At 46.2% G+C, this 26982-nt stretch carries 22 protein-coding genes and 1 pseudogene; 3 read left to right on the plus strand and 20 right to left on the minus strand.

What is annotated here, in order from left to right:
• Positions 1–29 precede the first annotated feature (29 nt).
• The 8 genes from ABEW32_RS23275 to ABEW32_RS23310 all read right to left on the minus strand — a co-directional run bounded on the left by ABEW32_RS23275 (position 30) and on the right by ABEW32_RS23310 (position 9809).
• Positions 30–1607, minus strand: a complete 1578-nt coding sequence (locus ABEW32_RS23275; protein WP_430192236.1) for a response regulator — start codon at positions 1605–1607, stop codon at positions 30–32.
• Positions 1600–3390, minus strand: a complete 1791-nt coding sequence (locus tag ABEW32_RS23280) for a cache domain-containing sensor histidine kinase (RefSeq protein ID WP_430192238.1) — start codon at positions 3388–3390, stop codon at positions 1600–1602. Before ABEW32_RS23280 ends, ABEW32_RS23275 begins: the two co-directional genes overlap by 8 nt.
• A 162-nt stretch (positions 3391–3552) precedes the next feature.
• Complete coding sequence (gene def / locus ABEW32_RS23285; protein ID WP_430192240.1) at positions 3553–4134, minus strand: peptide deformylase; 582 nt, start codon at positions 4132–4134, stop codon at positions 3553–3555.
• 333 nt (positions 4135–4467) lie between these two features.
• Complete coding sequence (locus tag ABEW32_RS23290) at positions 4468–5442, minus strand: polysaccharide pyruvyl transferase family protein (protein WP_430192242.1); 975 nt, start codon at positions 5440–5442, stop codon at positions 4468–4470.
• Complete coding sequence (locus ABEW32_RS23295) at positions 5417–6796, minus strand: lipopolysaccharide biosynthesis protein (RefSeq protein WP_430192244.1); 1380 nt, start codon at positions 6794–6796, stop codon at positions 5417–5419. The genes ABEW32_RS23290 and ABEW32_RS23295 overlap by 26 nt, the downstream gene beginning before the upstream one ends.
• 73 nt (positions 6797–6869) lie before the next feature.
• Positions 6870–7823 (minus strand): glycosyltransferase family 2 protein, encoded by a 954-nt coding sequence (locus ABEW32_RS23300; protein ID WP_430192421.1) that lies wholly within the window; start codon positions 7821–7823, stop codon positions 6870–6872.
• 39 nt (positions 7824–7862) lie between these two features.
• Positions 7863–8804 carry a glycosyltransferase family 2 protein gene (locus tag ABEW32_RS23305; RefSeq protein ID WP_430192246.1) on the minus strand — a complete coding sequence of 314 codons (942 nt, stop codon included), beginning with the start codon at positions 8802–8804 and terminating at the stop codon, positions 7863–7865.
• Positions 8805–9008: 204 nt separating this feature from the next.
• On the minus strand, positions 9009–9809 hold the full coding sequence (locus tag ABEW32_RS23310) for a DUF1836 domain-containing protein (protein ID WP_430192248.1): 801 nt from the start codon (positions 9807–9809) through the stop codon (positions 9009–9011).
• A 254-nt stretch (positions 9810–10063) separates the two neighbouring features.
• Between ABEW32_RS23310 and ABEW32_RS23315 the strand changes: the two genes are divergently transcribed.
• Both ABEW32_RS23315 and bacA read left to right on the plus strand, forming a co-directional pair.
• A complete protein-coding gene (locus tag ABEW32_RS23315) occupies positions 10064–11404 on the plus strand; it encodes a hemolysin family protein (RefSeq protein ID WP_430192423.1) in 1341 nt (446 codons plus the stop codon).
• 127 nt (positions 11405–11531) lie between these two features.
• Entirely contained in the window at positions 11532–12329 is a 798-nt protein-coding gene (gene bacA / locus ABEW32_RS23320) for an undecaprenyl-diphosphate phosphatase (protein ID WP_430192250.1), read from the plus strand.
• A gap of 156 nt (positions 12330–12485) precedes the next feature.
• Here the strand turns inward: bacA and ABEW32_RS23325 are convergent, their stop codons facing one another.
• The 8 genes and pseudogenes from ABEW32_RS23325 to ABEW32_RS23360 all read right to left on the minus strand — a co-directional run bounded on the left by ABEW32_RS23325 (position 12486) and on the right by ABEW32_RS23360 (position 19015).
• The gene (locus ABEW32_RS23325; protein ID WP_430192252.1) at positions 12486–12812 is read right to left on the minus strand and encodes a thioredoxin family protein; all 327 of its coding nucleotides are present in this window, start codon (positions 12810–12812) and stop codon (positions 12486–12488) included.
• 198 nt (positions 12813–13010) lie between these two features.
• Positions 13011–13922 carry an aldo/keto reductase gene (locus tag ABEW32_RS23330; RefSeq protein ID WP_430192254.1) on the minus strand — a complete coding sequence of 304 codons (912 nt, stop codon included), beginning with the start codon at positions 13920–13922 and terminating at the stop codon, positions 13011–13013.
• Between the two features lie 158 nt (positions 13923–14080).
• Positions 14081–14824: an alpha/beta hydrolase gene (locus ABEW32_RS23335; protein WP_430192256.1), complete on the minus strand. Its 744-nt coding sequence runs from the start codon at positions 14822–14824 to the stop codon at positions 14081–14083.
• Between the two features lie 33 nt (positions 14825–14857).
• Entirely contained in the window at positions 14858–15838 is a 981-nt protein-coding gene (locus ABEW32_RS23340; RefSeq protein ID WP_430192258.1) for a siderophore ABC transporter substrate-binding protein, read from the minus strand.
• A 12-nt stretch (positions 15839–15850) separates the two neighbouring features.
• On the minus strand, positions 15851–16609 hold the full coding sequence (locus ABEW32_RS23345; protein ID WP_430192260.1) for an iron ABC transporter ATP-binding protein: 759 nt from the start codon (positions 16607–16609) through the stop codon (positions 15851–15853).
• Positions 16603–17553: an iron chelate uptake ABC transporter family permease subunit gene (locus ABEW32_RS23350; protein WP_430192262.1), complete on the minus strand. Its 951-nt coding sequence runs from the start codon at positions 17551–17553 to the stop codon at positions 16603–16605. The genes ABEW32_RS23345 and ABEW32_RS23350 overlap by 7 nt, the downstream gene beginning before the upstream one ends.
• Positions 17543–18496, minus strand: a complete 954-nt coding sequence (locus ABEW32_RS23355; RefSeq protein WP_430192264.1) for an ABC transporter permease — start codon at positions 18494–18496, stop codon at positions 17543–17545. Before ABEW32_RS23355 ends, ABEW32_RS23350 begins: the two co-directional genes overlap by 11 nt.
• Before the next feature lie 211 nt (positions 18497–18707).
• Positions 18708–19015 (minus strand): annotated as a pseudogene (locus tag ABEW32_RS23360) (GNAT family N-acetyltransferase).
• Positions 19016–19265: 250 nt separating this feature from the next.
• Between ABEW32_RS23360 and ABEW32_RS23365 the strand changes: the two are divergent.
• Positions 19266–20237 carry a ring-cleaving dioxygenase gene (locus ABEW32_RS23365; protein WP_430192266.1) on the plus strand — a complete coding sequence of 324 codons (972 nt, stop codon included), beginning with the start codon at positions 19266–19268 and terminating at the stop codon, positions 20235–20237.
• A 162-nt stretch (positions 20238–20399) separates the two neighbouring features.
• Here the strand turns inward: ABEW32_RS23365 and ABEW32_RS23370 are convergent, their stop codons facing one another.
• From ABEW32_RS23370 to ABEW32_RS23385, 4 genes are all read right to left on the minus strand, one after another.
• The gene (locus tag ABEW32_RS23370; protein WP_430192268.1) at positions 20400–22097 is read right to left on the minus strand and encodes a M3 family oligoendopeptidase; all 1698 of its coding nucleotides are present in this window, start codon (positions 22095–22097) and stop codon (positions 20400–20402) included.
• 239 nt (positions 22098–22336) lie between these two features.
• On the minus strand, positions 22337–23146 hold the full coding sequence (gene thiD, locus ABEW32_RS23375; protein WP_430192270.1) for a bifunctional hydroxymethylpyrimidine kinase/phosphomethylpyrimidine kinase: 810 nt from the start codon (positions 23144–23146) through the stop codon (positions 22337–22339).
• Positions 23147–23342: 196 nt separating this feature from the next.
• Entirely contained in the window at positions 23343–24749 is a 1407-nt protein-coding gene (locus ABEW32_RS23380) for a DNA-binding protein (protein ID WP_430192272.1), read from the minus strand.
• Positions 24750–25001: 252 nt separating this feature from the next.
• Complete coding sequence (locus ABEW32_RS23385) at positions 25002–26903, minus strand: bifunctional 2',3'-cyclic-nucleotide 2'-phosphodiesterase/3'-nucleotidase (protein ID WP_430192274.1); 1902 nt, start codon at positions 26901–26903, stop codon at positions 25002–25004.
• Positions 26904–26982: the final 79 nt, after the last annotated feature.

Raw genomic sequence — 26982 nt, forward strand, 5'->3', positions numbered from 1 at the left:
AGACTCATAACGTTAACCTATGGGATTGATCAGCAGCCATCAGTTTCTCCGTTCTTTTGAACCTGATTACGGTAGGAAGAAGGTGACATCCCGGCATACTTTTTAAATTTACTATGAAAATAATCTGCATTCGCATACCCCACGCGTCCCGCCACTTGGTGTACCTTAATCCCCTGTGCAAGCAGTCCCCTTGCTCGCTCAATCCTTACCTTATCCAGGTAGGCATTAAAGGCCTCGCCTGTATGACTTTTGAACAGTTTGCCCAAATATCCACTATTGTAATTGAACATATCTGCCAGTAACTCCAGTCGAAGATTTTCATCATAATGACCATGTATAAAGTCAATCATTTGCTTCATGATGATCTCCTTGCCACCCGTATCAGTCTGGCCAATCCACTGCAACACATGCTCAAGCGAGTGATCCACCAGTTCGCCCAATGTTGAATAAGCATATACATTGGTAATCAAGCTGGAGTGCTCCTCCAGCACAGTTCGGCTGTGCTCCTGTCCAGCTGCGTACTTGTTCAGTGCCAGTGTGAATGTCTGGGCAAATGCCGCCTTGATTGCAGATTCTGTACGATAAATTTGTGGAAATTGGACTTCCATTTCCTTAATGACACGGGTCGCCGCTTTACCGTTAGCCATATCCAGCGCATAGTACAGCTTTTCTGCATAACGCGCAGGATCATCCGAAGCTTTATCAGACGCTTCATCCGTTTCAGCCTGGACTGTCTCCCATTCCTGTAGGTCACCGGGAAGCATGACTCTCTCTGCCCGGAACAAAAACGCACGCTCCAGTAATCGTAACGCCTGTTCAAAAGATCTGGAGATATCGCCAAGCATGTCTACTGAAGTACCCGCAGCTCCGTAAATTTCAGTTACCCACGGCTTTAGCTCCTGTCGCCATGCAGCCAGCAACTGAACGGCATCTTCCTCAGTTTTTAACATGCCAGGAAGCAATAGGCCCGTATATATTCCAGCCTCAAACACAATGCCTGTACCCTGCTCTCGACACAATTCCGTTAGCCGCTGCTTGGCTGCGAGCTGCCGGGCTTGCCGATCCCAGTCAGGTATACGCAAATCCAGCAGAGTTACCTGATAGCTACTCCAGCCTAATGCTGGTAATGCAAGCTGTTGTCCGTGCTCTCGCTGATCCGGGAACAACAGTGCTTCGATCCAATCGCGCTCATGCGAAGACGGACTCCCCCACTTTCCATCTCCCTTTTCGTCCTCAATGCTTTTCCGTACCCGTTTCAGCTCTGTCGTCATTTCTTCCTCATCGACGGGCTTCAAGAGATAACCATCCACCCCGAATCCCATGGCTTGCCTTGCATAATTAAAGTCTGCATATCCGCTTAAAATGAGAAAGTGAAACGGCTCCCCGTTCATTTGGCGAATGCTTTGTATAACCTCCAGTCCACTCATCCCAGGCATACGAATATCTACAATGACTAATTCCGGTCGATGCTCTCCGAACTTCTCCAGAGCCTCGCGTCCGTTCTCTGCCGTATCAACAATGTGGAATCCACAATCTCCCCAGTCAATAATGGAAGATAAGCCTTCACGAATCGCAGGCTCATCGTCTACAATCATCGCTTTATACATTCGACGCTTCCTCCCTTGGTATGGAAAAGTATACGGTTGTTCCTACCAGTAATGCGCTTTCAATATGCAGACCATAACGTTCACCATACATCAATGTCAGACGTTGATGAACATTACGTAGACCAATACTGCTCCCTTCCGGCTCCTCCGTACTCGTGATCCTAGCCAACAGTCGGGTCAATTGCTCTTCCTCCATGCCAATTCCATCATCAGCCACTTTAATGTGCAGCTCTCTTTGTTCTATTGTAATATCTACCTTCACGGTAACGGGCTCTTCCTTATTTTCCAGGCCATGAATGACTGCATTTTCCACCAGCGGTTGTATGATTAAAGGAGGAATCGACATGTCCTTCGCGCTTTCTTCCAGATTCACTTCATAGATCAAACGATTCCCAAACCTGAACTGCTGAATTTGCAAATAGGATTTCACCATATCCAGCTCCTGTAATACGTTTGTTTTACCACTACCAATCTCTAAATTCCTACGCATCAGCCTGCCAAGCAAACGTACCGTCGTAGCAATCTCCGCTTCCCCATTCAGATGTGCTTTCATTCGGATGGATTCCAACGCATTAAATAGAAAATGTGGATTAATCTGACTTGCCATCATTTTTAGCTTGATATCCTTTTGTGCCAATTCAAGCTTGTTGTTATGCTCACTCGTCTCATAGACCTGGGTCATAAGCTGGCGGATACTACTCACCATATGGTTGAAACGGCGTGATAAATCACCGATCTCGTCCCTTCCCTCCACACTTGATACCACATGAAAATCACCCGCAGCTACCTTGCCCAGTTCATAGCTCAGCCGCTGAAGCCGTTTGGTAATAAGCCAGGAAATGATGGTAATCAGAATCAGCGCCATGATCAGTACCGCTAGAACACATAATGCACCGATCAGGCTGACCCGGTTCGCCCCCTGCACGATATGTTCCGTCGAAAACACCGAAATAATTGTCAATCCGCTCACACTTGAGGCTGGCAATAGCTCATCCACAATAATGTTTGAGGGTGTTCCATTGATTTTTGCTTCATAAATCCCCTTACCTGCACGCTGGACATCAAAGCCTAAATGTAAATCCGTCAATGTCTGGCCTACCGACTGCGGATGGGTAGCTGCGACCACAATCCCGTTACGATCCGCAATCAATGTTTCAAAGGGCTCCTTGCTTAGCATATGATTCAGCTCGGTCTGACTCAGTGCAATCATCAAAATTCCCTTGGTATTGTATTCGGGAAATGGAATTTGCCGTACCAGGCTGAGACGATTAATCGGGTTATCCTCTTTATCCTGAATGTAAAACCAGTTAATCGCCGTCCCCTTCAAAGCCGCCTGAAACCACGGCTGCCGCTCAGTGTTAGCGTCCACAGGAATAAACTCCAGATTGTTGACTATTGTTGGATTGTACGAATAGAACCGAATGGTAGCAACCTCTCTATATTGCTGGGTAAACTCATTAAAATCCTTGAATTGATGGTACGCATTCATGAGCTCCACCATGCCGGAATAACGACGGTTCGCCATCTCCTTTAGCCTTTTATCGAACATCAGCCCATTTGAAATATCCGTTGGCACCCGTAATAAATTTGCTGTCTGGCTTTTAATTTTTTCCACATTATTTACCGTCTGGGCAATCGCACTGTCCAGTGCCTGCTCTCGCAAATAAAAAGTAACACAGCCGCCAACCACCAGCACTGGGATCATGACAATCAGTACGTAGGAGAAGAGAAGCTTATTCCGCATACGCATATTATTCATCAGATGCCGTACTCCACGATACATGCCATCCCTCCCACAAGATAAGCGCTTACATTTATGTACGTTTTCATATCCTCTATCACGGCCTACGTGTTTCCAGTTTAAAGCTTCACAACATTTATATCCATATTTTCTTGCGAAATAAAAAAGTGGTGAACGGAGTCACCACACTTTACAGATCACGAACTATTTACGTACAAAAGGTTCGATATGCACTCCCTGTGGCAGCTTATGCGGATCTTCCGAATTGATACGGTCATAGAACATAATGCCATCCAGATGGTCCATTTCATGCTGTACTACAATCGCTGCATACCCCTTAAACGTTAACAGCTCCTGGGTTCCATCCGGTAAATTGGCCTTGATGCGAATCTTCTCGTAGCGCGGGACATATCCGGGTATATACCGATCTACAGACAGGCATCCCTCGCCCTGTTCCAAATAAATCATCGATGTAGAGTGACTGACCAGCTTCGGATTAAACAGCGCATACTCTACCGTTTGTTCTCCATCTTCATAATAGATAGCACACATTCTTTTATTCAACCCAACCTGGTTGGCGGATAGCCCTACACCTGGGCGCAGCTCATAGCGGGTGGCCAGCTCTTCATTTTGGCTATTTTTCAGATAATCCAGCATCCACTGCATCTGTTGAAGATCCTCTTCAGACAGCGGCAGACATACCGGATCAACCTTTGTGCGCAAAATCGGTTCCCCTTCACGCACGATATCCTTCGTGAGAAGCATGTCCATCGATTGATTGCTCATTTGTCAGCCTCGATTCATTAGATAAATATACGATCATGTGATGTACAGCAAAAGCTGGAGAATTCTCCGCTTTTCTGCAAGTTTTATCCCATAAATTATATCTATTCATGAAATGAATTGTCAAAATAGAGCGGTATGGGAGAAAGGTTGGCGTATTAGAGACCGCTGCGCTTCTTCAGAACGATTCCGCCCTCTATATATTAAGCCATTAAATATTCACTGCCTTAATTGTTAATCTAATTAAATTATACTTATGCTCTTTATAGCACGGAACCAAAAACCTCCTAAACCAATGAAGTGTTCAGGAGGTCTTTTAAATAGCTTTTCTTCCGATTAAGACGGCTGCTCTAATGCATCCGGTGTTTCAGTGAACAGCTTCGCCTTCGGATTCGGCTGTGTCCAGGTATTATAATATTGTGAATTCTTGCCGTAGGAATTATCGATGACAACATGCGGCATATCAAGCAAACAGGCCAGAATGTGACCATGCAGCCGTGAAGTGCGAACCTCGCGGTAAGAACTGAACAGCGTAACCGCCTTGTTCATGAGATGGTCAGTATACTTGTACCAAAATGTACGGGTAGGCAACGGGCCACCGATTTTCTTATTCAGACGGTAAAACTTTTGGAAATAGACAATCCCCTTCACTTCCAGCGGAGTGAATAAAGTATCCCAGTCCAGACGGTGAGAGACATCTGCCTCGTCATCAAATTTCTTTTGTTCCCCTACCGTTTCAATATCCGTACGCAGGAAATACAATACGTCCTTCACGGTTTCCGTAGTCGGCTTCAATGGCCAGAGCTGATGCGCCATATCAGGACATAAGGTGATGCTGCACTGGCCCAGTTTATCCTTAGCCCACTGATAAGAACGTGTATCCCGCACAAACATATGTAGGTCCGGGTGAGCATTAAACAGGGCAGCCACCTCGTTAGCCTTCTGTTCAGATTGGAAGTGGATCGTCTGCGGCATGATGACAATTCGGTGGTTAGGGAAATCACGAACGATGCGTTCCCGCAAATTTTGGTGATTTGCGTACAAATCGCCGAAGTTGCCGCCGCCGTGGCACACGATAATCCAGTCGCCCGGAATATGAAGCTGATCGGGAATATCCATGGCGCTATAACGTGCACGGACACGAATTTCATTATCCTTGAAGAACGCTTCGGTGCCTTTCATGATCAGTACGTCCCCACCGTTATTATAGACGGGATAATCGACATAAATAATGTTCGAACCTTGAGGGACTACGTCGAGAATGACGCTCAGCTTATTTTTCAGTTTAGCCATGGGATGCGAATTCGGCATCTTTCAGTTCTCCCTTCCTGCGCTTCTTTTGTATAGTCTGCAAAACAAATGTAATATCACTTTTATCAAAAATGATCCGGGATAGCGGAACATTGAAAAACATCGGGAACGAGAACAGCGAGAACGCTAAGCGTACACAAGCACCTACAAGCAGAGCAATAGCAATGCCGTCCAGACCAAAGATCGGTGTACAAATAAAAAACAGACCGACGGTGATCGCATAGGCTACAATTTGCCGGAACAGTACCAGTCCCGGACGACCGAGTGCGTTAAAAGCCGAAGCCAGAATCCATGAGCCGCCTCCGATAATACATTCCAGCGACAGCAGGTAGAACGTTAGCGATGCTTCCAGAAAAGCAGGGCCGTACAGCAAACCCAGCATGTATCGACCAATGAAGAGAGCCGGCACAATGACGATGAGCATCGCAGCCATGGAGATGCGAAAAGCACGCCCTACCGTTTCGACAATTTTACTGTGCTCCATCCCGGTCACCTTCGGGAAGGTTACATTAGTGACGGCATTTTGCACCACATTAAACACACGGGACAAAGCATAAACTACAGAGTACAGACCGAACGCTTTGGGTGACAACAGTGCCACAATGACGATTTTGTCCGTTTGTGTGGACAGCGTACCCATCAACTCCATCCCATACACCCGCGCTCCATAGCTATAATAAGGACGCAGTACCTGGCGGCTGGTCAATGGACGAAACGCACGCAAATTCATATGCTTGCGCAAACGGAGGAACGCCCATATGAGCGCAAGGAAGCTCGCGGCAAAATTCACGGTCCCCGCCAGATGCACATTAAGTAAGCCCATCAGCCAGAGAGTCACTAGACCGATGAAATTTAGTAATGGATAGTAAAATAGCAGACCGTTATATACGCTAAAGCGATCCAATCCTTGCGATAATGCCGTCGTGAGTGCTGTCAGCACCGCTAGTGGCACTGCTGCCGCACAATAAATCTGCGACAGCTGGATGATGTCCGCACCATAGCCATTCAGCCACAGCGGCATGCATATCCATGCTACCGCTCCCGCCAACAAACTGGCAGGCAACTGAATCCAGAGCGACAACGCCAGCAGTTCTTCTGTTGTGCCTGTTTTCTTCTTGAGGTTATAAATTAACGAGGTTGGCAAGCCGAAGCTCAATACACTACCGATCAGCGTAGGCCAGAACAGAACAGCGGCCAGTTCACCCTTTCCCTCTACTCCGAGCATACGTGCGGTCAGGATGGAAGTCAGGGTCGTGACGATTAGCACAAAAAAATTGTTAAAGCTCGTGCGCATGATCGTTTTGGCGAGACTGTCACCCGTGAATACTTTCCTTGCTGCTGTCCATGTGCTCATGTTACGTCCAACTCCTGTTCCTTATTAAGCCTCTCGTCTCTATGCTCACCTTGCGTCTTTTGACGCACCTCCATCAGCCTACCGTTTTTTTGGAATTACGTTCTGGCAGCTGTCCTCTGCCTACAGGCTCCTTCGTACTTGAGAAAATCTCTTTCAGTGCTCTTCTATAGCCTTGGATGGCTTTATGATTTTTTTTGGGCTTTTCCCTTAAAATCTGATACAACGTTGTCCAATATAATGCTGCATAACCGATCGGACCAGCTCCCTCGTCACGCAGTAGATGAATATGATTCATCACCCGCATATAAGTAACCTGCTCCATATTGTCACGCGAGGATGGCGATTCGTGATGAAGCAGCGTAAGGGCCGGATTTATATATAAGGGGCCACTTTTCATGGCGATACGGGAAAGTAATAGATCCTCGCCGACGCTATAGCTTTGCAGCCATGGTACCGGCTCCAGACTTAGAATTGCCTCACGGCGAAATGACATATTACAACCATGAAAAAACTGGGTCTTAAACGTCTTCTTGGCCTTGTGCCAGTTGTACATCGAGCCAGACTGACCGCTAAGTGACAATCTTCCTTTGGACAAGGACTGCTGGAACGAAAGCAAGCAGCGAATGGTCCCCATAAAGCTGTTGCTCATTCCCTGTGCTATACCGCCAACACCAGCCGCCTGCGGATATGCCTCATAGGTACGTATTAGCTCATTCAAGTAGTTGCTCGGCAGCTCAACATCATCGTCAAGGAACAAAATGATGTCACCTTGCGCCAGCTCCACCGTCTTTACACGTGATAACCATAATCCGGGCTGCTCCTTACGATGATATCTGTAGGTAATTCCCGCTCTGCCCAACTGACGCTCATAACGTTCCAGCACATGCTTTGGCAGTTCTCCGTCATCAATAATCCACAGCTCAGTTTCACATGACTCCGGTGCTCCCCCCATGGCAATTGAATTGATGCATCGGGTCAGATCATCAACCCGATTGCGGGTGCACAGAGCAATGGACAAGCTTAACATCATACTCCCCCTTTATCCTGTCAATGTGTATAAAGCGAATTACTGAACCGCCGGGCCTAAATATTCGTTATATTTTTGCTTACGCGGGTTCAGAACGAACAACACCCCCTGCTTATATCCATCTGCGGCATTAAAGTTACGACGCAGCGTTTCTTTGAGCATCAAGTAGGTTAAGGTCCATAAAAGAGCTCCATACTGTATGGCTCCTGCCTTTTTCAGGGCAAGAAAATAATAGTGATTAATCGCTGTAGCCTTGGCTACTCTGCCTGCCTTATCGCGCGAGCTTGGAGATTCATGATGAATGATTTTTAAGTCAGGATTGATCACTAGCTTGCCATAACGGCTCGCTAGCTGGCACATGTACAAATCGTCAGCCACGGCATAGCTGGTCATCCACGGATACGGCTTCATATCACGAAGCGCGTCCCTCCGAAATGACATATTGCAGCCATGGAAAAATTCAGTATCAAAAGTCTCGGTTGCTTCACCCCAACGCAGCAATGATCCCGCCAGACTACTGGGCGAAAGCTTGCCGAGAGAAGAAGACATCTGAAAAGTCAAAACGCCCAGCAGCTTTCCTGCCCGGCTCGAATGTAGTCCCTTTGCAATCCCTCCAACACCTACAATCGTTTCATCCTGTTCGTAGGTATCGAGCAAGCGCCGGATATAGAGTTTATCGTCCAGTTCGGCATCATCGTCAAAATACAGCACAATATCATATCTCACAAGAGACAAGGCCTCATAGCGGGATAACCAAACGCCGGGACGACTTTTTTTATAATATTTCAGAACGCCTTGAGGCAATCCAGATACCATGTGACGATACTGTTCAATCTGTTGGTCGGAAATATCACCGTCATCAACAATCAGCAGTTCTACAGCCGTATGCTCCAATTGCTGCTGTACAGCAATAGATTGTATACAGCGTGTCAGGTCTTCAATCCGGTTGCGGGTACAAATGATGATGGAGACATCGGACATGCCATTACCTCCTGTGTGTGTATCCATATGCTTTGGAAGAGATATTCAAAGTTTTTCCAATTGCTGGATTATATATGTTTATTGTATCTTTGACAGCGTTTGAGTGTATATACCTCTTTTGTATACTTTTTCAGTCTCCAAAAGGGTAGACAATCCTCAAAAAGAGCAAAAAAAATAGGATCGGCTTCTTACGCCAATCCTGATCTACCCTTGAAAATCCAAAAATAATGTCGCATTCACATACCGACGCGCCATGGACAGAAAATAACTATTTTGTACCGATACCGCCGCCACCAGCAAAGTATTACGCACTGCTTCACGCTGGTTAAAGGTCAGATGCTGTAGCCGACAAGTATATTGATCTGCGGCCTGAACCAGCAGTTCTTCTGTCGCAGTCTCTTGACGCTGCTGTCCTGTAGCAGAATTTCCGTTGTCTTTTGCATACCCTGCTGCTGCCACATCGAGCAGTTGGTCTCCGTTCGCATCCAGTTCTTCAAATAAAGTTGAATATGCTGCATACAGATCGACCGGTTGAATCAGATCATCTGTATCATCTTCAGGCTGTTGGAACAGGATATGAAATAGCTGACGAATGGATTCAAAATCAAGACATGATTTTAAATCTTCCACGATAAGCAATATGGCAGCCTGGTTGACTGAGTATTTTTTGCCGATCTTTGGAGCCCCGAGGAACTCCTTGAAATCACGTTTGACCCAATTTTGCATAGAGGCCAGTGAGACATGACTATATTCAACCAGTTGGCCTAGAGAAACGATCTCCTGCAGTGAAAAGGCTGCGCTATGCTTGCCCTTGATGATTTTATCCAGCACAGGCGTCACCTCGGTGTACAGAAATGTCGGCATAGTGCTACCGGAACGGGCAAGATGGCTATGAGTGCGCCTCCAGGCGTCCTGGAGAACGGCCAAAGGCTGCAATTCACTGCGACCTTCCATGGCCTGCAGCAAATGAGCCATATCACGGCGAGTGAGCGTAAAAGACTCCATCTGCTTTCCTCCCTTTATTACATTTCAAGTTCATTTGAACTCATCATACGCCCTTAAACTAGGCTTGTAAAGTGAAGCAATGAGCCGTGCGGGTTCTATTATGCCTTATTTTTCGTGTAAATTAGAGGTAGGTGACCTGCTACGATTCCATATGAACCTTGTATATTTTCTTTTAAGTTCTTAAAATAAGTTCAAGTGAACTCAAAATAGAGCTCCTTAAAAAATTGAACGAAAAAGGGATGAGTGAAAATTATATGGGTATAGGTGTCAGTCTATTTTTGTTTGCGGTGTTGATTTTATTTAGTGCTTTCTTCGTGGCTACCGAGTTTGCGATTATTAAAATCCGTTCCAGCCGGGTAGATCAGCTGGTGGTGGAGAACCGTAAAAACGCACTGGCGCTACAAAGAGTCGTCAATAATCTGGACGGCTACCTGTCCGCCTGTCAGCTTGGTATTACGATTACAGCGTTAGGACTCGGCTGGCTCGGTGAACCGACTGTAGTCAAATTGCTGGAGCCTCTCTTTCAACAGCTCAACATCAATGGGGAGTTTTCACATATCCTGGCCTTTATTATTTCATTTGTCATTGTAACTTACCTGCACGTGGTGATCGGCGAACTGGCTCCCAAAACCTTGGCGATTCGCAAGGCGGAAGCTGTCAGCCTGTTAGCCTCTCCAGCCATCGTATGGTTTAACCGAATTATGTATCCGTTTATTTGGCTCCTGAACGGCTCGGCCAATCGCCTGGTTCGTCTGTTTGGTCTTCAACCGGCTAGTGAGCATGAAGAAGCGCACTCTCAGGAAGAAATTCAGATCATTTTGTCCGAAAGCGTGGAAAGTGGTAAGATCAATAACACCGAATATGGCTACGTGAATCGTATCTTTGCTTTTGACGAGACCGTTGCCAAAGAAATTATGGTGCCACGTACAGATATGGTATGCTTGTTTACGAATCGCTCGCTCAAAGAAAACATGCAGACTATTCATGAAGAACAGTATACCCGTTTTCCGGTAGCGACAGACAGCAAGGATCAGATCATTGGTATGATTAATACCAAGCAGCTATTCCTTGAGTATGATCGCAATCCCGAGCTTGTTTTCGATAGCCTGATTCAACCGATCTTGACCGTACCGGAAGTTATCCCCGTCAATACACTGCTGAAACGTATGCAGAAGGAGCAGGTTCATATCGCTCTCCTGGTCGATGAATATGGTGGAACCTCTGGTCTGATTACAATTGAGGACATTTTAGAGGAGATTGTTGGCGAAATCCGGGACGAGTTTGATAAGGATGAACGGAAGGAAATCGAGAAACTGACGGAGAACAGTTATTTGATGGATGGTAAAGTGATGCTTTCCGATCTGAGTGATCTAACGGGCTTGACATTGGATGATGAAGACGTGGATACTGTCGGAGGGTGGGTGTATAGCCGGGTTCCGGAACCGAGACAGGGTAAGGAATTCATAGAAGATGATGTGAAATTTATCATTCGTGAAATGGGTAAAAATCGTATTCGTCGGGTGGAAATTATTTTACACCACAAATCCCCGATCTCGGACATGGAAACGGAATCGGACACTTCTTCCCAGGAGTGAACCTTTGTGAACTGAGCGACCAGTATACTGCACTTGACACTTGCGTTCACTCCTACTGAAATGACATATTTTAGGGCAAACGACTCAGGTTGTTTGCCCTACATGCGTGTAAGGAGGAGCTAGTAAATTGGATATTTTATCATCTATTATTATGGGAATTATTGAAGGGCTGACAGAGTTCTTGCCAGTCTCTTCGACGGGTCATATGATCCTTACGGCTGATCTTCTAGGGTTGAACACCGAGAACGATACGGTCAAAACATTTGAGGTTATCGTACAATTAGGTGCTGTACTGGCGGTCGTCGTATTGTACTGGCGCAGATTCCTCAGCTTGTTTGATTTCAGACGCAAAGTCTCAAGCCAACCGCGTCTAAACCTGTTGCATATTATTTTAGCCATGATCCCCGCAGGGGTAATTGGTGTACTATTCCGCGATGTGATCAAGCAGTACTTGTTTGGTCCTGAAACAGTTTTGTACAGTTTGGTCATCGGGGGCTTGCTCATGATCGCGGCTGAAAAATTTCATCCGGCTATTAGATCACATACGTTGGATGAGATTACGTACAAACAAGCCTTTACCATCGGTGTGTTCCAAGTCCTAGCTCTGTGGCCAGGCTTCTCCCGTTCAGGCTCAACCATGTCTGGGGGCCTATTCGCACGTGTCAGTCATACGGCAGCCGCGGAATTTACATTTCTCGTGTCTGTTCCGGTCATGCTGGGTGCATCGGGTATTGATATGATTAAAAGCATGGATCATCTGTCTATGAGTGACTTCCCAGTGTTCGCAGCAGGCTTTATTACTGCCTTTATCGTTGGGATGCTGGCGATCAAAACGTTCCTGGGTCTGCTCAAGCGCTTGAGCTTGACTACGTTTGCTATCTACCGTTTTGTGCTGGCGGCTGTGTTCTTTTTCATTATTTTGTAAACATTATTTTGTAAACATTATTTTGTAAACATTATTTGGTATTCTAAAACCAAAAAGGGATATCCAGGTGGCCTTAGAGGCAGCCTTGGATATCCCTTTTGTGCTATTGCGGGCTTGGGTAGATCATCCTGATCTACACCCTACCATGCGTATTGATTATTGTTTGGATTCTAGCGTGTTCAAATATTCCGAAACTTGAGCTGGCGTTTTGGCATATTTGCTGTGCAAATGGGCAATTTTCTCGCCATTTCGGAACACGAGCAAACTCGGAATGCCACGTACTTGATTTTCTTCGGCAATCGGCTGGAACTTCTCGGCATCCAGCGCAAAGAAACGCTTATCTGCGTTTTCCTTCATAATGCCGTCCATAAATTTATCCAGCGTCTTGCAATCTGGACACCAGGTTGTATCAAATTTCACGACGGTTAGACCGTCACCATTAATTAAATCCTGATATTGCTGCTCAGATTCGATGCGTTCCATTCGTTGGTCCCTCCTAGAGTAAATTTATGAACATCTCCATCCCAAATGATGGTAGATTAACTTAAGTTCATTCTTATATTGTAATGTTTCTTTTATATATTGCAACTACAGCGAGTACACGTTTAACCGATTTTCCGTCCAAAAGGTAAAGATAACGCGGGGAGAACAACCCGCCCCATACTGCTGTTAATATTCGAATCATCGGTATTGCGCATCATAACGATTGGCCCGGGTGATTTGCTGTAGCGTCTCTCGCTCGTGTTCAGTTAGCGGAGCAATATCTGCTGCAGAAATATTATGCTCCAATTGTCCCAAAGAGCTTGCACCCGGAATCACAGCCGCGACAGCCGGATGAGACAGGCTATAACGGATCGCTGTCTGCTCCATACTGCGGTCCGATCCTGCAAATGCCTTTAATTGCTTACGCACCTCCAGCAGCTCTGCTTCTTCGTAGTCTAGGTATCCCTTGGCTACCTTTTCTTCGCCCTTGTCGGCCAATACGCCACTCGCCACAGGTCCACGTGCAATCACGCTGATTCCCCGCTCCTGAAGCAAAGACAATACTTCTTCCTCTGCCCGCCGATCCAGTAAACTATACTGATTCATAACACTAACGATATTCGAGCGTTCGACATACTCACGGATGACATGCGGACGAATAGATGAAATGCCATAGTAACGGATAACGCCCTCCTGCTGTAGTTGCTCGAAAGCCTCAATGGTTTCATCGATCGGATCGTCAATCGTCCCTCCATGCAACTGATACAGGTCGATATAGTCCGTTCCCAGGCGGCGCAAACTCTCTTTAACGGCTGACAGGATATATTTCTTGGACGGGTCCCATTCCCAGCCCTCCTGCCCCGGTATACGCTTATTGCCGACCTTGGTCGCCAGAATGACATCCTGCCGCCGTCCACGGACGGCTGCCCCTACAATTTCTTCATTGCGTCCATGCTGGTACAAATCGGCCGTATCCAACAGATTTACGCCCCTGTCTAACGCTTCATGAATCAAGTAAACAGCTTGCTGCTCCTCCGTTCCGACCGACATACATCCCAGGCCAATCTCACCTACCAGCAAATCCGATGCTCCCAGGCGGTTTTTTTTCATGGTTTTCTCCCCTCACTTCAATGACGTATAACTTTAAATTTTTAACATTTCTCTATTATACGAAAAATACATACAAAAAAAACAACCCCAAAGACATAGAGACTCCACGCTCTCCAATTCTTTGAAGTTGTTGTATAAAATTCGTATTCCGTTTGATGCTATCCGAACAGCCATTGGATAGCCTTGGGAAACTGACGCTGAAAACAATCCACACGATGCACCGCATCTTGTTCCAGCTCAAGCAGCAAATCTTTGCTATCAAATCCATGTGTCAGCAGCACCTCGTGTGCCTGGAGGGTCAACGGAACCATATCTTTTTGTACATTTGCCTTTCCTTCACCCTCACGCGTCCCGACAGAGATATATACACGATGTGTCCCAGTCATTACAGTAGCAAATGGTGCAGATTGCATATAATCGATCATACCTGGAAACCAATACGAGCCCGAGATCGAACCAATGCGTCCAAATATGTCCTTATACTGGAAGGCTGCATACATGGAAATCAGTCCGCCCAACGAAGCGCCGATCATCCCTGTATGCTCCAGCCCTGTTTGCACTGGATATTTTGCCTCGACGTATGGCATTACCCTTGTAACCACAAACGCTAGATACGCATCTCCACCACCGCCAAAAGCAGGTCTTTCCTCTACTAAGGCAGCTGCCTTCCAAGGCGTATAATCATCCAGCCGATTCACGGGCTGAATGCCCACCAGCATGACACGGGGCAGCTCTCCCGTAGAAAAACCTCTTTCCAGCTCATCCAACCCGCTTAGAAATAAAGAGCTGCCATCCTGCACATACAGCACAGGATACAGCTCATTATGGTTCACAGATACGGGAGGTGTATAGACGTGCACAAGATACCCATCTAATGAAATTTCATCTACATGACCTTTCATCCTACATAATCCCCCATGATGTAAATGTATGCATTACAGTGCAGCATCTATTTCCTTGATCATTTCAGATACGGATTCCAGACCATTACCTGACAGGTACCAGTAGTTAGGATCCAGATATACAATATGTCCGTTTTTATAGGCATTGGTTTTCTTCACCAGTTCATTCTCGATGGTTTGTTTACCTGTAACCTGTTCCTTGCCTTTCTCGACCACCACGGCCCCACGGTCAACGACAAAAATATAATCTGGATTTTTTTGCTGCACATATTCAAAAGAAACCTTTTGTCCATGTGTCGATACTTTAATGTCAGGATCTACAGGAGTCACGCCAAAAGCATCGTGAATGATACCAAAGCGGGACTGTGAGCCATATGCACTCAGGCTTCCTTCATTTGTTAGTACGATCAAGCCTTTAGCCTTGCTCGCTACAGCCTTGTCATGTACAGCCTTAATGGAGCTATCAATCGCAGCCAGTTCCTGTTTGGCAGCATCCTCTTTATCGAAGATTTGCCCCAGCGTTTCAACGTTTTTCTTAAAGGAATTGATATAATCCTTGGTGTCTACAGCCATCGAAATAGTCGGTGCAATTTTGCTCAACTCTTTATAGGCATCAGCTTGTCTGCCGCCGATAATGATCAGTTCAGGAGAGAGATCACTGATTTTCTCATAATCCGGCTCAAACAGCGTACCCGCACTTGCATATTTGGAATCTTTATATTTGCTCAAATACGTAGGAAGATCCTGCTGCGCTACCGCCGCAACGTCTACTCCTAGCTTATCCAACGTATCTAATGAACCAAAATCAAAAACAACGACATTTTTCGGATTGACTTTGACTTGGACTGGGTTTTCATCCAATGCGTGTTTGACCGAAACGGTTTTGGATTCCGTGGTTGCAGCCGAAGAGCCGTCGCCTGTCGCTTCCTGTGTTGCCGGAGCCGCTTTGCCACACGCCGACACGATCAGTACCAATGCAAGCACCAGTGTTAAAAATAGTGAATTTTTCTTCATTTTACATTCCCCCTAAGTGAAATACACACAAATTTTATGATCGCCGATTTGTTGAATCGGAATATCCATATCATACAAATCCTTTAGCACCTGACTATCGATCATCTCGTCAGCCGTTCCCTGTTTTAGCAATCTGCCATCCTTCATCCCGACAATATAGTCCGAATAGCAGGAAGCAAAGTTAATGTCGTGAAGCACCACTAGGATCGTTTTGCCCAGATCATCCACTAAATTGCGCAGCGTCTTCATAATCTGAACCGAATGCTTCATATCCAAATTGTTCAGCGGCTCATCCAGCAGGATATATTCCGTGTCCTGTGCCAGAATCATCGCAATAAAGGCCCGTTGACGCTGTCCCCCACTCAGCAAATCAATATGCTTGTCCTTCATATCCTCCAGTCCCATGTAGGCCATAGACTGCTCCACCATTTTGCGATCCTCGCTGTTCAATCTGCCCTTCGAATACGGAAAACGTCCAAAGCTGACCAGTTCCTTCACGGTTAAGCGGATGTTGATATCATTGGTCTGTTTTAAAATGGATATCTTTCGAGCCAGCTCCTCACTTTTGGTCAGGCTCACGACCTGCCCATCAATGAGGATTTCTCCTTCATCACTGTCTGACAGGCGACTGATCATCGACAACAGAGTGCTTTTCCCAGCGCCGTTAGGCCCAATAAAGGAGGTAATGGTGCCTTTGGGTACAGTAACGGATACCTGATCCACCACATTTTTACTCCCGTAGCGCTTGGATACATTTTTGACTTCTACCATGATTTATTCTCCCGCAGCAAAAGGTACAGGAAGTACACCCCCCCGATAAAGTTAATAATGACGCTGACTGTTGTCGATAAGTCGAATACTCTCTCTGCCAGCAGTTGGCACCCAGCCAAAGCTATGACACTAACACAGATGGAGGCCGGAATAATATAACGATGCTGATACGTCTTCATCACCTGATAAGCCACATTGGCCACAATTAATCCGAGAAATGTGATCGGTCCAACAAGTGCCGTGGATATAGAGATGAGAATCGCTACAATAATCAGCAATCTTTTGATGATATAACCGTAAGGAAGCCCTAAATTAATCGCATGCTCCCGTCCGAGCGACAGCACGTCCAAGTACTTAATGAATCTCCATGCATAAGCAAGTACGAGCACAAGAATGATTACAGAAAGCCATAACAGTTCAGTGTTTACATTACTAAAGCTGGCGAAGCTCTTGTCCTGAATTTTCGCAAATTCATTCGGATCAATCAGTACCTCCATAAAGGTAGACAGACTGTTGAACAATGTACCAAACACCAAACCGATCAGCAGAAGTACATAAATCCCACGTCCATCCTTGCGGAAAATTAACTTGTATAGCAATCCTGCGAATAACACCATCATCCCTACTGACAGCAAAAAGTTTAATTCTTTGCTAGTCGAAATCAACGGGACGGAACCAAACGCAAAAATAATCGTCGTCTGAATCAGCATATACAGTGAATCCAGCCCGATAATACCCGGAGTCAAAATCTTATTATTCGTAACCGTCTGAAAAATAACGGTCGCAAAAGCAATGGAGCCACCGGTCAAAATGAAGGCTGCAACCTTCTTCAATCGTCGTGGCAACGCGTAATGCCAGGTGTGTGGAAGATCAATAAACACAAAAGCAGCAATCAACACAAGCGCGGCAGCGGCTAATATTCCGATTTTTAATTTAGGATTCATAAGCCCTTCTCCTCAACAGCAAATACAAGAACAACGCGCTCCCGATCACACCAACCGTTAGCCCTACCGAAATTTCATATGGGTAAATGATCACCCGTCCCAAAATATCGCAAAACAGCACAAACACGGCGCCCAAGATCGCTGTATGTGCTAGGCTTTTTTTTAGATTATCCCCCATGTACATACTGACCAGATTGGGTACAACCAGCCCCAAAAAGGGAATCGTACCGACGGTTAAGATGACAACAGAGGACACCAAAGCCACAATCACCAAACCAACATTGACAGTGCGCTTGTAATGTACGCCCAAATTAGCCGCAAAATCCTCACCCATGCCTGCAATTGTAAAACGATTCGCATATATGTACGCCAACGCGACCAAAGGAACACTGAGATACAGCATCTCGTAGCGGCCACTCATAATTAGGGAAAAATCCCCCTGCATCCACGAAGAAATGCCCTGAATCAGATTGTATTTGTAGGCAAAAAAAGTCGTCACCGAATTTAAAATACCCCCAAACATCAGACCAACCAGCGGGATAAATACCGGGTCCTTGAACCGGATTTTATCCAGTATCTTCATGAAAATCAGCGTTCCCCCTAGAGCAAATCCAAAAGCCGTCAGCATCTTCGTCCAAAAACCCGCCGCTCCAAACACCATAATGGCCATCAGCACACCTAATCGTGCTGCATCCATCGTGCCTGCGGTGGTCGGCGAAACAAACCGGTTCCGGGTAAGCTGCTGCATGATCAGCCCGCAGATACTCATACTCGCCCCTGCGATAATGATGCTAATCAAACGTGGGAATCTGCTAATCAGGAGCACCTGCGCTTGATCGCTGGATAAGTGGAACAAATCAAGTGGAGTTACATCGTGAACACCGATAAACACCGAGGCAAAGGCCAGTACGAGAAAAACCAGTATTAAATAGCGCAATTTCATCTCTAACTAAGGGAGCCTGTCTAATAACCTGTACCAAGCTTCGGCCCTGTCCTCCCCCCAATAATGATAATCATTATCAAAACAACTAGGATAAATTATAGCAGTGATATTGTATCTGTCAATGTGATGAGGTTTTTAAGCAGGACAAATGAGCCGCCAGGAGCATCCCGACAGCTTGATCTTTTTGAGTTGAGACGACCAAAACTGAATGTTACAACTTCCATTCTTCCCGCAGTAGCCCCATTCGGATCGAATCATAATACTTTCCATTATAATATCTGCACTTGCGAAGCCTGGCTTCGAGGGTCATGCCCAGCTTCTCCCCGACCTTCATCATCCGATGGTTTCCTGACCAGGTTGTAAAGCCTACTCTTACTAAAGGTAATGTATTAAACAAATGGTCGAAGGCGCATCCCATTGCTTCCATTTCGGTGCTTCTTCCTTGTAAGTTAACACCCACAGCGCATGTAGGTCTTGTTCTGTAACAGGCCTAATCGTTAAATCCTTTTCTGTATACATCGAGTACACCTCTTTATCATAAAATGCTCTTTTTCTATGCTGGGTTATATGATGCTTTATTGTATCTGCTTTTGCACAATATCGAATATCTATTTTGTCCGTCTTTGGAGCTAGTGCATAATTCATGTTGACAAACAATCAAAAATAATATATCTTAATATCAAGATAATAAATATAAAGAAAAGTTTACGACGACGGTTTATTTTGCTTTGAAAAACCTAATCATATAAAACCAAGGAGGGCAAATAACATGAAATTGTTAGGATTGCACCACGTTTCGGCGATTACAGCGGCAGCGGCTAAAAATGTTGATTTTTATACTCAGGTATTGGGACTTCGGTTGATCAAGAAAACGGTGAACCAGGACGATGTTAGTGTGTATCACCTCTTTTACGGAGATGAGCGCGGAACCGCGGGTACGGAAGTCACTTTCTTTGAAATTCCACATGCGGGACAAACGCGTACAGGCAATAACAGCATTTCAGCGCTCTCTCTGCGGGTACCGAACGACAAGGCGTTGAATTATTGGAAAAATCGCTTCGAGCAGCTGGATGTGAAGCATGGCGAAATTATAGATCAAGCAGGACGCTTGGCGCTTTCGTTCGAGGATTTTGAAGGACAACGCTTCTTCCTCATTTCCGATGAGCATGACAACGGAGTGCGCGGCGGCACGCCTTGGGAGAAAAGCCCTGTCCCTGCGGAATACGGCATTGTAGGACTTGGACCGGTTCATCTGACCATTCCCAAAGCGGAGAATACCATTCTTATTCTTGAACAAGTGATGGGCTTCCGTAAAAAAGGCTCCTACCCTTCCCCTGTTGCTGGACAACCAGATGTAGTTATCTACGAAACAGGTGAAGGCGGTACAGGAACTGAGGTCCATCTGGAAGAGCGCAACGATCTGCCACAAGAGCGACCAGGACGCGGCAGTGTGCATCACGTCGCTTTCCGTGTTGAAACCGAGGAGGAGCTCAAACAGTGGGTAGACCGTATTGGGCAGCTGCAAATTTCCAACTCTGGTTTTGTAGATCGCTTTTATTTCCGTTCCTTGTACTTCCGTGAGCCAAATGGCATTCTGTTTGAATTGGCTACCGATGGACCTGGCTTTGACACCGACGAGGAACTGGAATTTCTGGGTGAATCTCTGTCACTGCCTCCATTTTTGGAGTCGCGCCGTGCATCGATTGAAGCCAATCTCAAGCCGCTTAACACCAAGCATTAATAGGATATATTTGCTCTAAAATCACACAAAGCCAGGAACTTCTACATCGTGTAGAGGTTCCCGGCTTTTTTCATGCAACTGCTCTGTTTTCATTTAAAAAAGCATCTCATCTACAAGCTTTTCAGCTTTGACAGGTAAGCGAAATGCCCTTTTGGGCTGTGCTTACAGCTTTTTATCATCCACGCTATTCAGCCATGCTTCGATTTCTCCGATCACAGAGGCGATACAGCCATCTTGGAACGGTGAGATCAGTCCAGCCAGCTCAACCAATCCGGTAAAGGATCGACTTCCCCCGGCCCGGCACAGCTTCAAATAATCTTCCCACGCCGTCGCTCGATCTTCCCGCATACGTTTCCAGAACTGGAATGCACACAATTGTGCCAATGTATAGTCAATATAATAGAACGGAGATTGGAAAATATGTCCCTGCTTATGCCAAAATCCACCCTGCTCAAGGTACTCGTTGCCTTCATAATCCAGATGCGGTTTATACTTGCGTTCAATGGAACGCCATGCACTTTTACGTTCGGCCGGGGTCCAATCCGGGTGTTCATATACAGCATGCTGGAATTCGTCTACGGCTACGCCGTAAGGCACGAACAGCAACGATGAAGATAGATGCTCAAAGTGATATTTATCCGTATCTTCCTCGAAAAACAGCTTCATCCAAGGCCATGCGAAAAACTCCATACTCATCGAATGGATTTCAGCCGCCTCCATAGTTGGCCAGTGGTACTCGGGAATTTCAAAATGTCTGCTTTCATAGACCTGGAAGGCATGACCTGCTTCATGAGTCAATACGTCGATATCACCGGATGTGCCGTTGAAATTGGAGAAAATAAACGGCGTGCCATATTCGCTTAAAAATGTACAGTAGCCTCCGCTTTGCTTGCCCTTTTTGCTGATTAAATCCATCAGTCCACGCTCAACCATAAAGCTGAAAAACTCATGTGTTTCCGGTGAAAGCTCCTCATACATACGTGCTCCATGACGAAGGATCCAGTCCGGGTCACCTTTTGGCGTAGGATTGCCTGACAGGAAGTTGAAGCCCTCGTCGTAATAGCGCAGCTGGTCTACTCCGATCCGCTCGCGTTGGCGCTCTTTCAGCTTGGTTGCTAGAGGAACGATGTGCTTCAGCACCTGCTCACGGAAATTGGCTACCATCTCTGCGTTGTAATCTGTACGTCCCAAGCGGGCATAACCCAATTCTACGAAATTGTCATAGCCCAGCTTGTGTGCCATGCGTGTACGTACCTTCACCAATTCATCATAAATCCGGTCCAGCTCATCCTCATGCTCACTCATAAATTGATATTTGGCCTCAGAGGCCTGTTTGCGCGTCTCGCGATTAGTCGCCATTTCAAAAGGCAGGAGCTGAGACAATGTGCGTTCTTCTCCCTCGAACGGAATCTTCGCTGAAGCAATCAATTGAGCATATTCTGAGGTCAGCTTATTTTCCTGCTGCAAATCCTCAATGATATCGGGGTGGAACGACTTGAGCGCTACCTCGGCAATATTGAAGAGCTGGCTGCCCCATTGGCTCTCCAACTCGGCTCTAAATGGAGAATCCACCAAAGCCCGGTAGTAATCGGTTACATACTCCTGAATAACCGGCATGAAATCATCAGCGTGCTCTTGCTCCGCTTTGTAAAAGGCATCCTCCGTATCAATGGAGTGCCGAACTTCTACTAATTGCAATTGCGTTTCCACATTACTGCGCAGCTTGTTAATCGCATGAATAACTTCATTTTGACGTTCTACACTGTCCGCTTCACGAAACTGCTGCAACAGCGTTTTAAACCGCTGTTCAATTTCAGGTTGCTCTGGCCGACTGTAAGCCATTTCGCTGAATAATGTCATTGCTTCGTTTCCCCCTTTAATGTAATAAACCTGATGCCTATTATACAGTACGTTTAGACCAAACTGGAAGCTGGAATTCCAATAAAATACAATCGAAAAAGCCACAATACCATGTATTGCGGCTTTTGCACCGAGGCTAACTCTATATATCATAGATGTCGTTATCTAAAGTAACCTCAATATATATACAGTCTGGTGGAGATTTATAAGTCTCCTTAATGTTGCAGACCTTCGTTCCTTTATTGATTTTGCAAACGGTGTGCCACATGCAGAGTTGGACCGACAAATTCATTTAGCTTGAAGCCACCTTCGATGGCCTGTGTAATGAATTTCTTAGCCTGATCCACAGCTTCACGGACAGTCAGCCCTTGCGCCAAACCAGCCGTTACCGCAGCCGAAGTGGTACAGCCTGCACCGTGGGTAAAGTTGGTTTGTACAACGTCTGCCTCAAACCAGTCAAAAGTGATTCCATCATACAGCAGATCCATCGCTTTACCAGCACGAATTTTGCCACGGTCCTTGATCAGCACGTGCTTAGCACCACGCTCATGGATAATAGCAGCCGCTTCCTGCATCTGCTCCAGTGTCGTGATCGGACCATTCTTTGCCAGCTGCGAAGCCTCGAACAAGTTCGGTGTCACGAGGTCAGCGCCAGGAATCAACAATTCCAGCATGGCCTCTGTATTTTCCGGCTGAAGCACTTCATCCGTGCCTTTGCAGACCATAACTGGGTCAATCACAATCCGTTCCAGATCATGCTTTTTCAAATGGCTGGCCACCAGTTCGATGATATCTACGGAACCCAGCATACCAGTCTTCATTGCATCAAAACCGATACCTTCCAATACAGTACGCAGCTGCGCTTCTACCACGTCCAGCGCAACAGGATATACAAGATGGTTCCAGGTTTTAGGTTCCATCGCAACTACGGTAGTCAATACAGTCATGCCATATACGCCAAGCTCCTGAAAGGTCTTCAGGTCCGCCTGAATACCTGCTCCGCCGCTTGTGTCGGAGCCGGCTATCGTTAGTGTTTTGGGAATCGTCATTAGTACATGCTCTCCTTCACTTTCTGTGCTGCATTTATCCTAATCCTGCATGCGAAACTTGTCAACGCGCAAAACTATCCCTTCCATACGAAAAGTCACAAGAACCAGCCACAGCTAAAAAACGAGAATATCCCCCCTCTGAATAGGAACATCCTCGTAAGTACGTGTTATATGAAGAATTTGAATGAATTTAGACTTATAAATACCCACCCGTACTATGATCATAGGCATGATTTTTTTCATTTGCCCGTACGCCGAGGCAAAGACTCTGATACAACTGCTGCTGTCCTGAGGTAGCAAAATTTCGATGCTGCTCAAATAAAGCCATGCAACCAATGATATGCTCGGTATAGCTGTTATCGACAGATAGCTGCAGGCAATGCAGTGTTTGTCCCAAGCCCTTGGGGTAATCGCCTTTTCGAAAATAATATTCCGCATACACCTTGCAAAAGGAGGCAAAGCGAAATGCATTAAAGTGCCTGTGATAATGTGTGTCCCATTGTTCCGGTGCAAGCTCCCAAAAGCTCTTGAGTTGCTGGCTGAATAGCTCCAGCTCGGCATCCACGAAATAGCCAAACCGGTTCGCCGATTCGAGCAACGTATTCAAGCCCTCCAGTGTCTCATCCGGATGCTCGCGCAGGTAAGTAATATATTCATAGATTGCAGAAGTGTTGCCCATTTTGATTTCAATACAAAGTCGGTTGCCCCGTGCATATACACGATGCAGGTTAACCACTTTCCAGCCTTCCTCGTCCAAACCCTCAAACCAGCTCAAATCTGCGTAACCTTCAATCCATTGCTTGGACTCCTCATATCTACCCTGAAACTCATAGCAGCTGGCCTTAAGCAGATGCCCTTGAGCATAGTAATAAACGAGCGGCTTAAGCAGCTCCAGGTGCTCATCTCCAAAGCGGTTCCGATTGCGATACAATGCCTGCGCCAACTCTCTTAGCTCGTCCGCGTACATTTCCATCTCGGACCATTGCATTTTTAAAGCAAACACTTGAGACAGCATATGTAAGCCTTCCAGTGCATAAATTTCCGGTAGACGACTACGGTACAAATGGAATTGCACAGCAGCCTTCAGGTTCCGTTGGTTATCCTTAATCTGAATCTGGAATATACGAAAATAGCTAATCGCCAACCGTTCGGAGTGGGTATACTTTTCACTCTCAATGACACAATCATACAAAAGCATGGAGGCTTCAAGTCGGCCATCCTCAAACATCGCTTCTGCAGTCTCAAAAATAGCCGGAACATTCGATAAATCGTCCATCAAATAACCAAGCACACTGCGTATACAGTCCAGTTTGTTCAACTCTGAGCAACGAAGAAGAAACGGACGCAGCCTTCTCCAGTGGGGCAAGGAATGAATAAAACATTCATCAACATACATCTCGAACAAAGATCCTTCTTCCAATCCCATCGCCTCAGTAATCAGATCAAGCTGATTAACTGAAATAGGCCGTGGCGGGTTTCGGTTAAGTATACCGCTAAGTGTACCCGGATTTACCTTGGAAGCATCTGCAAAACATTGCATTGAAATACCTTCAGTTTGAATATACTTTTCTATTTCTGCGCGGATCGTGGTGTTTTTTTCCAAAGGGACACCCCCTCAAACGAATGATGGTGACTTTTTCATTACCTTTTAAACCAAAATTTGTTTAATCAAAGTATATGTCTAATTATACGACAGGTCAATAACTTTAAACGCGACTCAGGACATATAAAATCACGAATTTCGTACGATTTTAAATCTGTTTTATGAAAAAAGACCGTCCTCTGAGAGACAGTCTTTTTCTATTATTTTGATGCTGTGGACTTAGAAGATCACAACTTGCAAATTTTTTTAAAATCATCGAAAATCAAGAGCAAACTTAGCGTATCCTTCTACCGTCAGTCCTTCATAAAGCAACTCAGAATAAGTATTGGTGACATTCGTTGCTTGCGGCGAGGTTAGGAACGTCACATGTGGACGACCCGACCATGGGGCGAGGGACCAGTGACCATCAGCCTTTGGCGTCAGCGTCTTCATATGCCGCACATACTCAGTCAGCACATGTCGGTTCTCATCCGGTGAAGCCAGTACAATTCGCTCCCCGCCCGGATTAACCAGCGCAGAGGAGAACGCGCGATAGTTATTCGTAACAACCAGATAAATCCGCTGCATATCCATCGGTTCCCCTTCAAAAGACATGTGAATGATTCTGTGTGCATCCAGGTTTTTTAATTCCCCGGCTGCATCGTATCTGGCTGGCTGTGTTACATCTATCTGGTACTTGATGCCATCGATGATATCGAAATTAAAGCTTGGAAACTCAGAATTAATCAGCGCTTGTTCCTCCTCTACCGAAGGATCAATTTGCCGGAATTGACCAGCAGACCACTCAAGCCATTCCCGAATTTCCGCCCCGCTCAACCGAACGACATGCAGCGTATTCGGAAAATTGTACAGATCGGCAATATGCTTGATTGCCAGTGTTCCCGCCGGAATATCGGTATAATACGCCGGACCGTATCTCCCGCCTGTTTTAAAAGGAGCTGCTGCCGACAGAACGGGCAACCCTTCATACTCGCTCCCTTGTATCTGCTGCTTCACATACCAAATTTGTGCATCATTCACGAGCTGAACTGAGGCATCATCCATCACCTGTGCAAAAAAGCTGTTCACCGCTACCGTCGTTTGGCCTACAGGTGCACGGATATAATCTAGGGTTCCCGCATGTTCAGCTGCTACCGCCTGCTGAATAGCAGTATCGGGTTGGACGAGTGCTTCCTTGTGTATCGGGTCATATACCGGGCGTACCTCGGCAGCAGATGCAGATACTTGCCACTTCCCTTCAATAAAGGTCAGATCCAGATCAATGATACCCAGATGATCCCCCCAGAAGCCCGGCTCTACTGCTGGAATACCATGGATAGTACCCTGCTCTGTATCCACACCTGTCATACCTACAAACGAAGGGCCTGGAAATACTTTATGTGCATGACCAAACACAATGGCATCGATCCCCTCCACCCTGCTCAGATGCAGCACCGCATTTTCCATATTGGGAGCTTCGGGAATATCCTCAAAGCCTGCATGGGGCATAGCAATAATGAGATCGGCTCCCGCCGCCTGCATTTCCGGAATAAACCGTCTTGCGGTTTCCAGCATATCTTTGACGATAAGTTTCCCTTCCAACCATGCCTTGTCCCATTGCATAATTTGCGGGGGCACAAAGCCGATGACCCCCACCTTCAGCAGATGCTTCCCGCCTGCTTCATCCTCTACCGTCTTATCCAGCAACAGATAAGGCGTGAAGTAGTTTTGTTCTTCCTCTCCCGCTATATAAATGTTGGCATTCACATAAGGAAACTGTGCTCCTTGAAGGCAAGTCTGCAAATATTCCAACCCATAGTTAAATTCATGATTACCAATACTGCCTGCCTCATACCCCAGCAAATTCATTGCTTTATAGGCGGGATGCACCTCGCTTGGGTCCTGTTGGAGCCGCTGTACAGCATAATCCCCCATCGGATTCCCCTGAATCACATCTCCGTTATCCAGCAGCAAGTGATTAGGCACCTCTGCCCGAGCCGTATGAATCAGACTAGCCGTTTGCGCCAGACCGTAATGCAGTGTTTCCTGATCTGTATAGTAATCATAATTCCACAAGCTGACATGCAGATCGGTTGTAACCATAATGCGGAATTTCACCCTCGCAGCACTTGCATTTTCCTGCCCTGTCTTATCATTCATGTCCAATTGGTCCAATCTTGTTCTCTCCCTCAGCTTCGGTCATAGAGCTTGAACAAGTCTAACAGAGCACTGTTAAGAGAATGTTAAAATAAGC

Origin of the sequence: Paenibacillus jamilae, assembly GCF_050482105.1 — a bacterium.
Lineage (GTDB): Bacteria > Bacillota > Bacilli > Paenibacillales > Paenibacillaceae > Paenibacillus > Paenibacillus jamilae_B.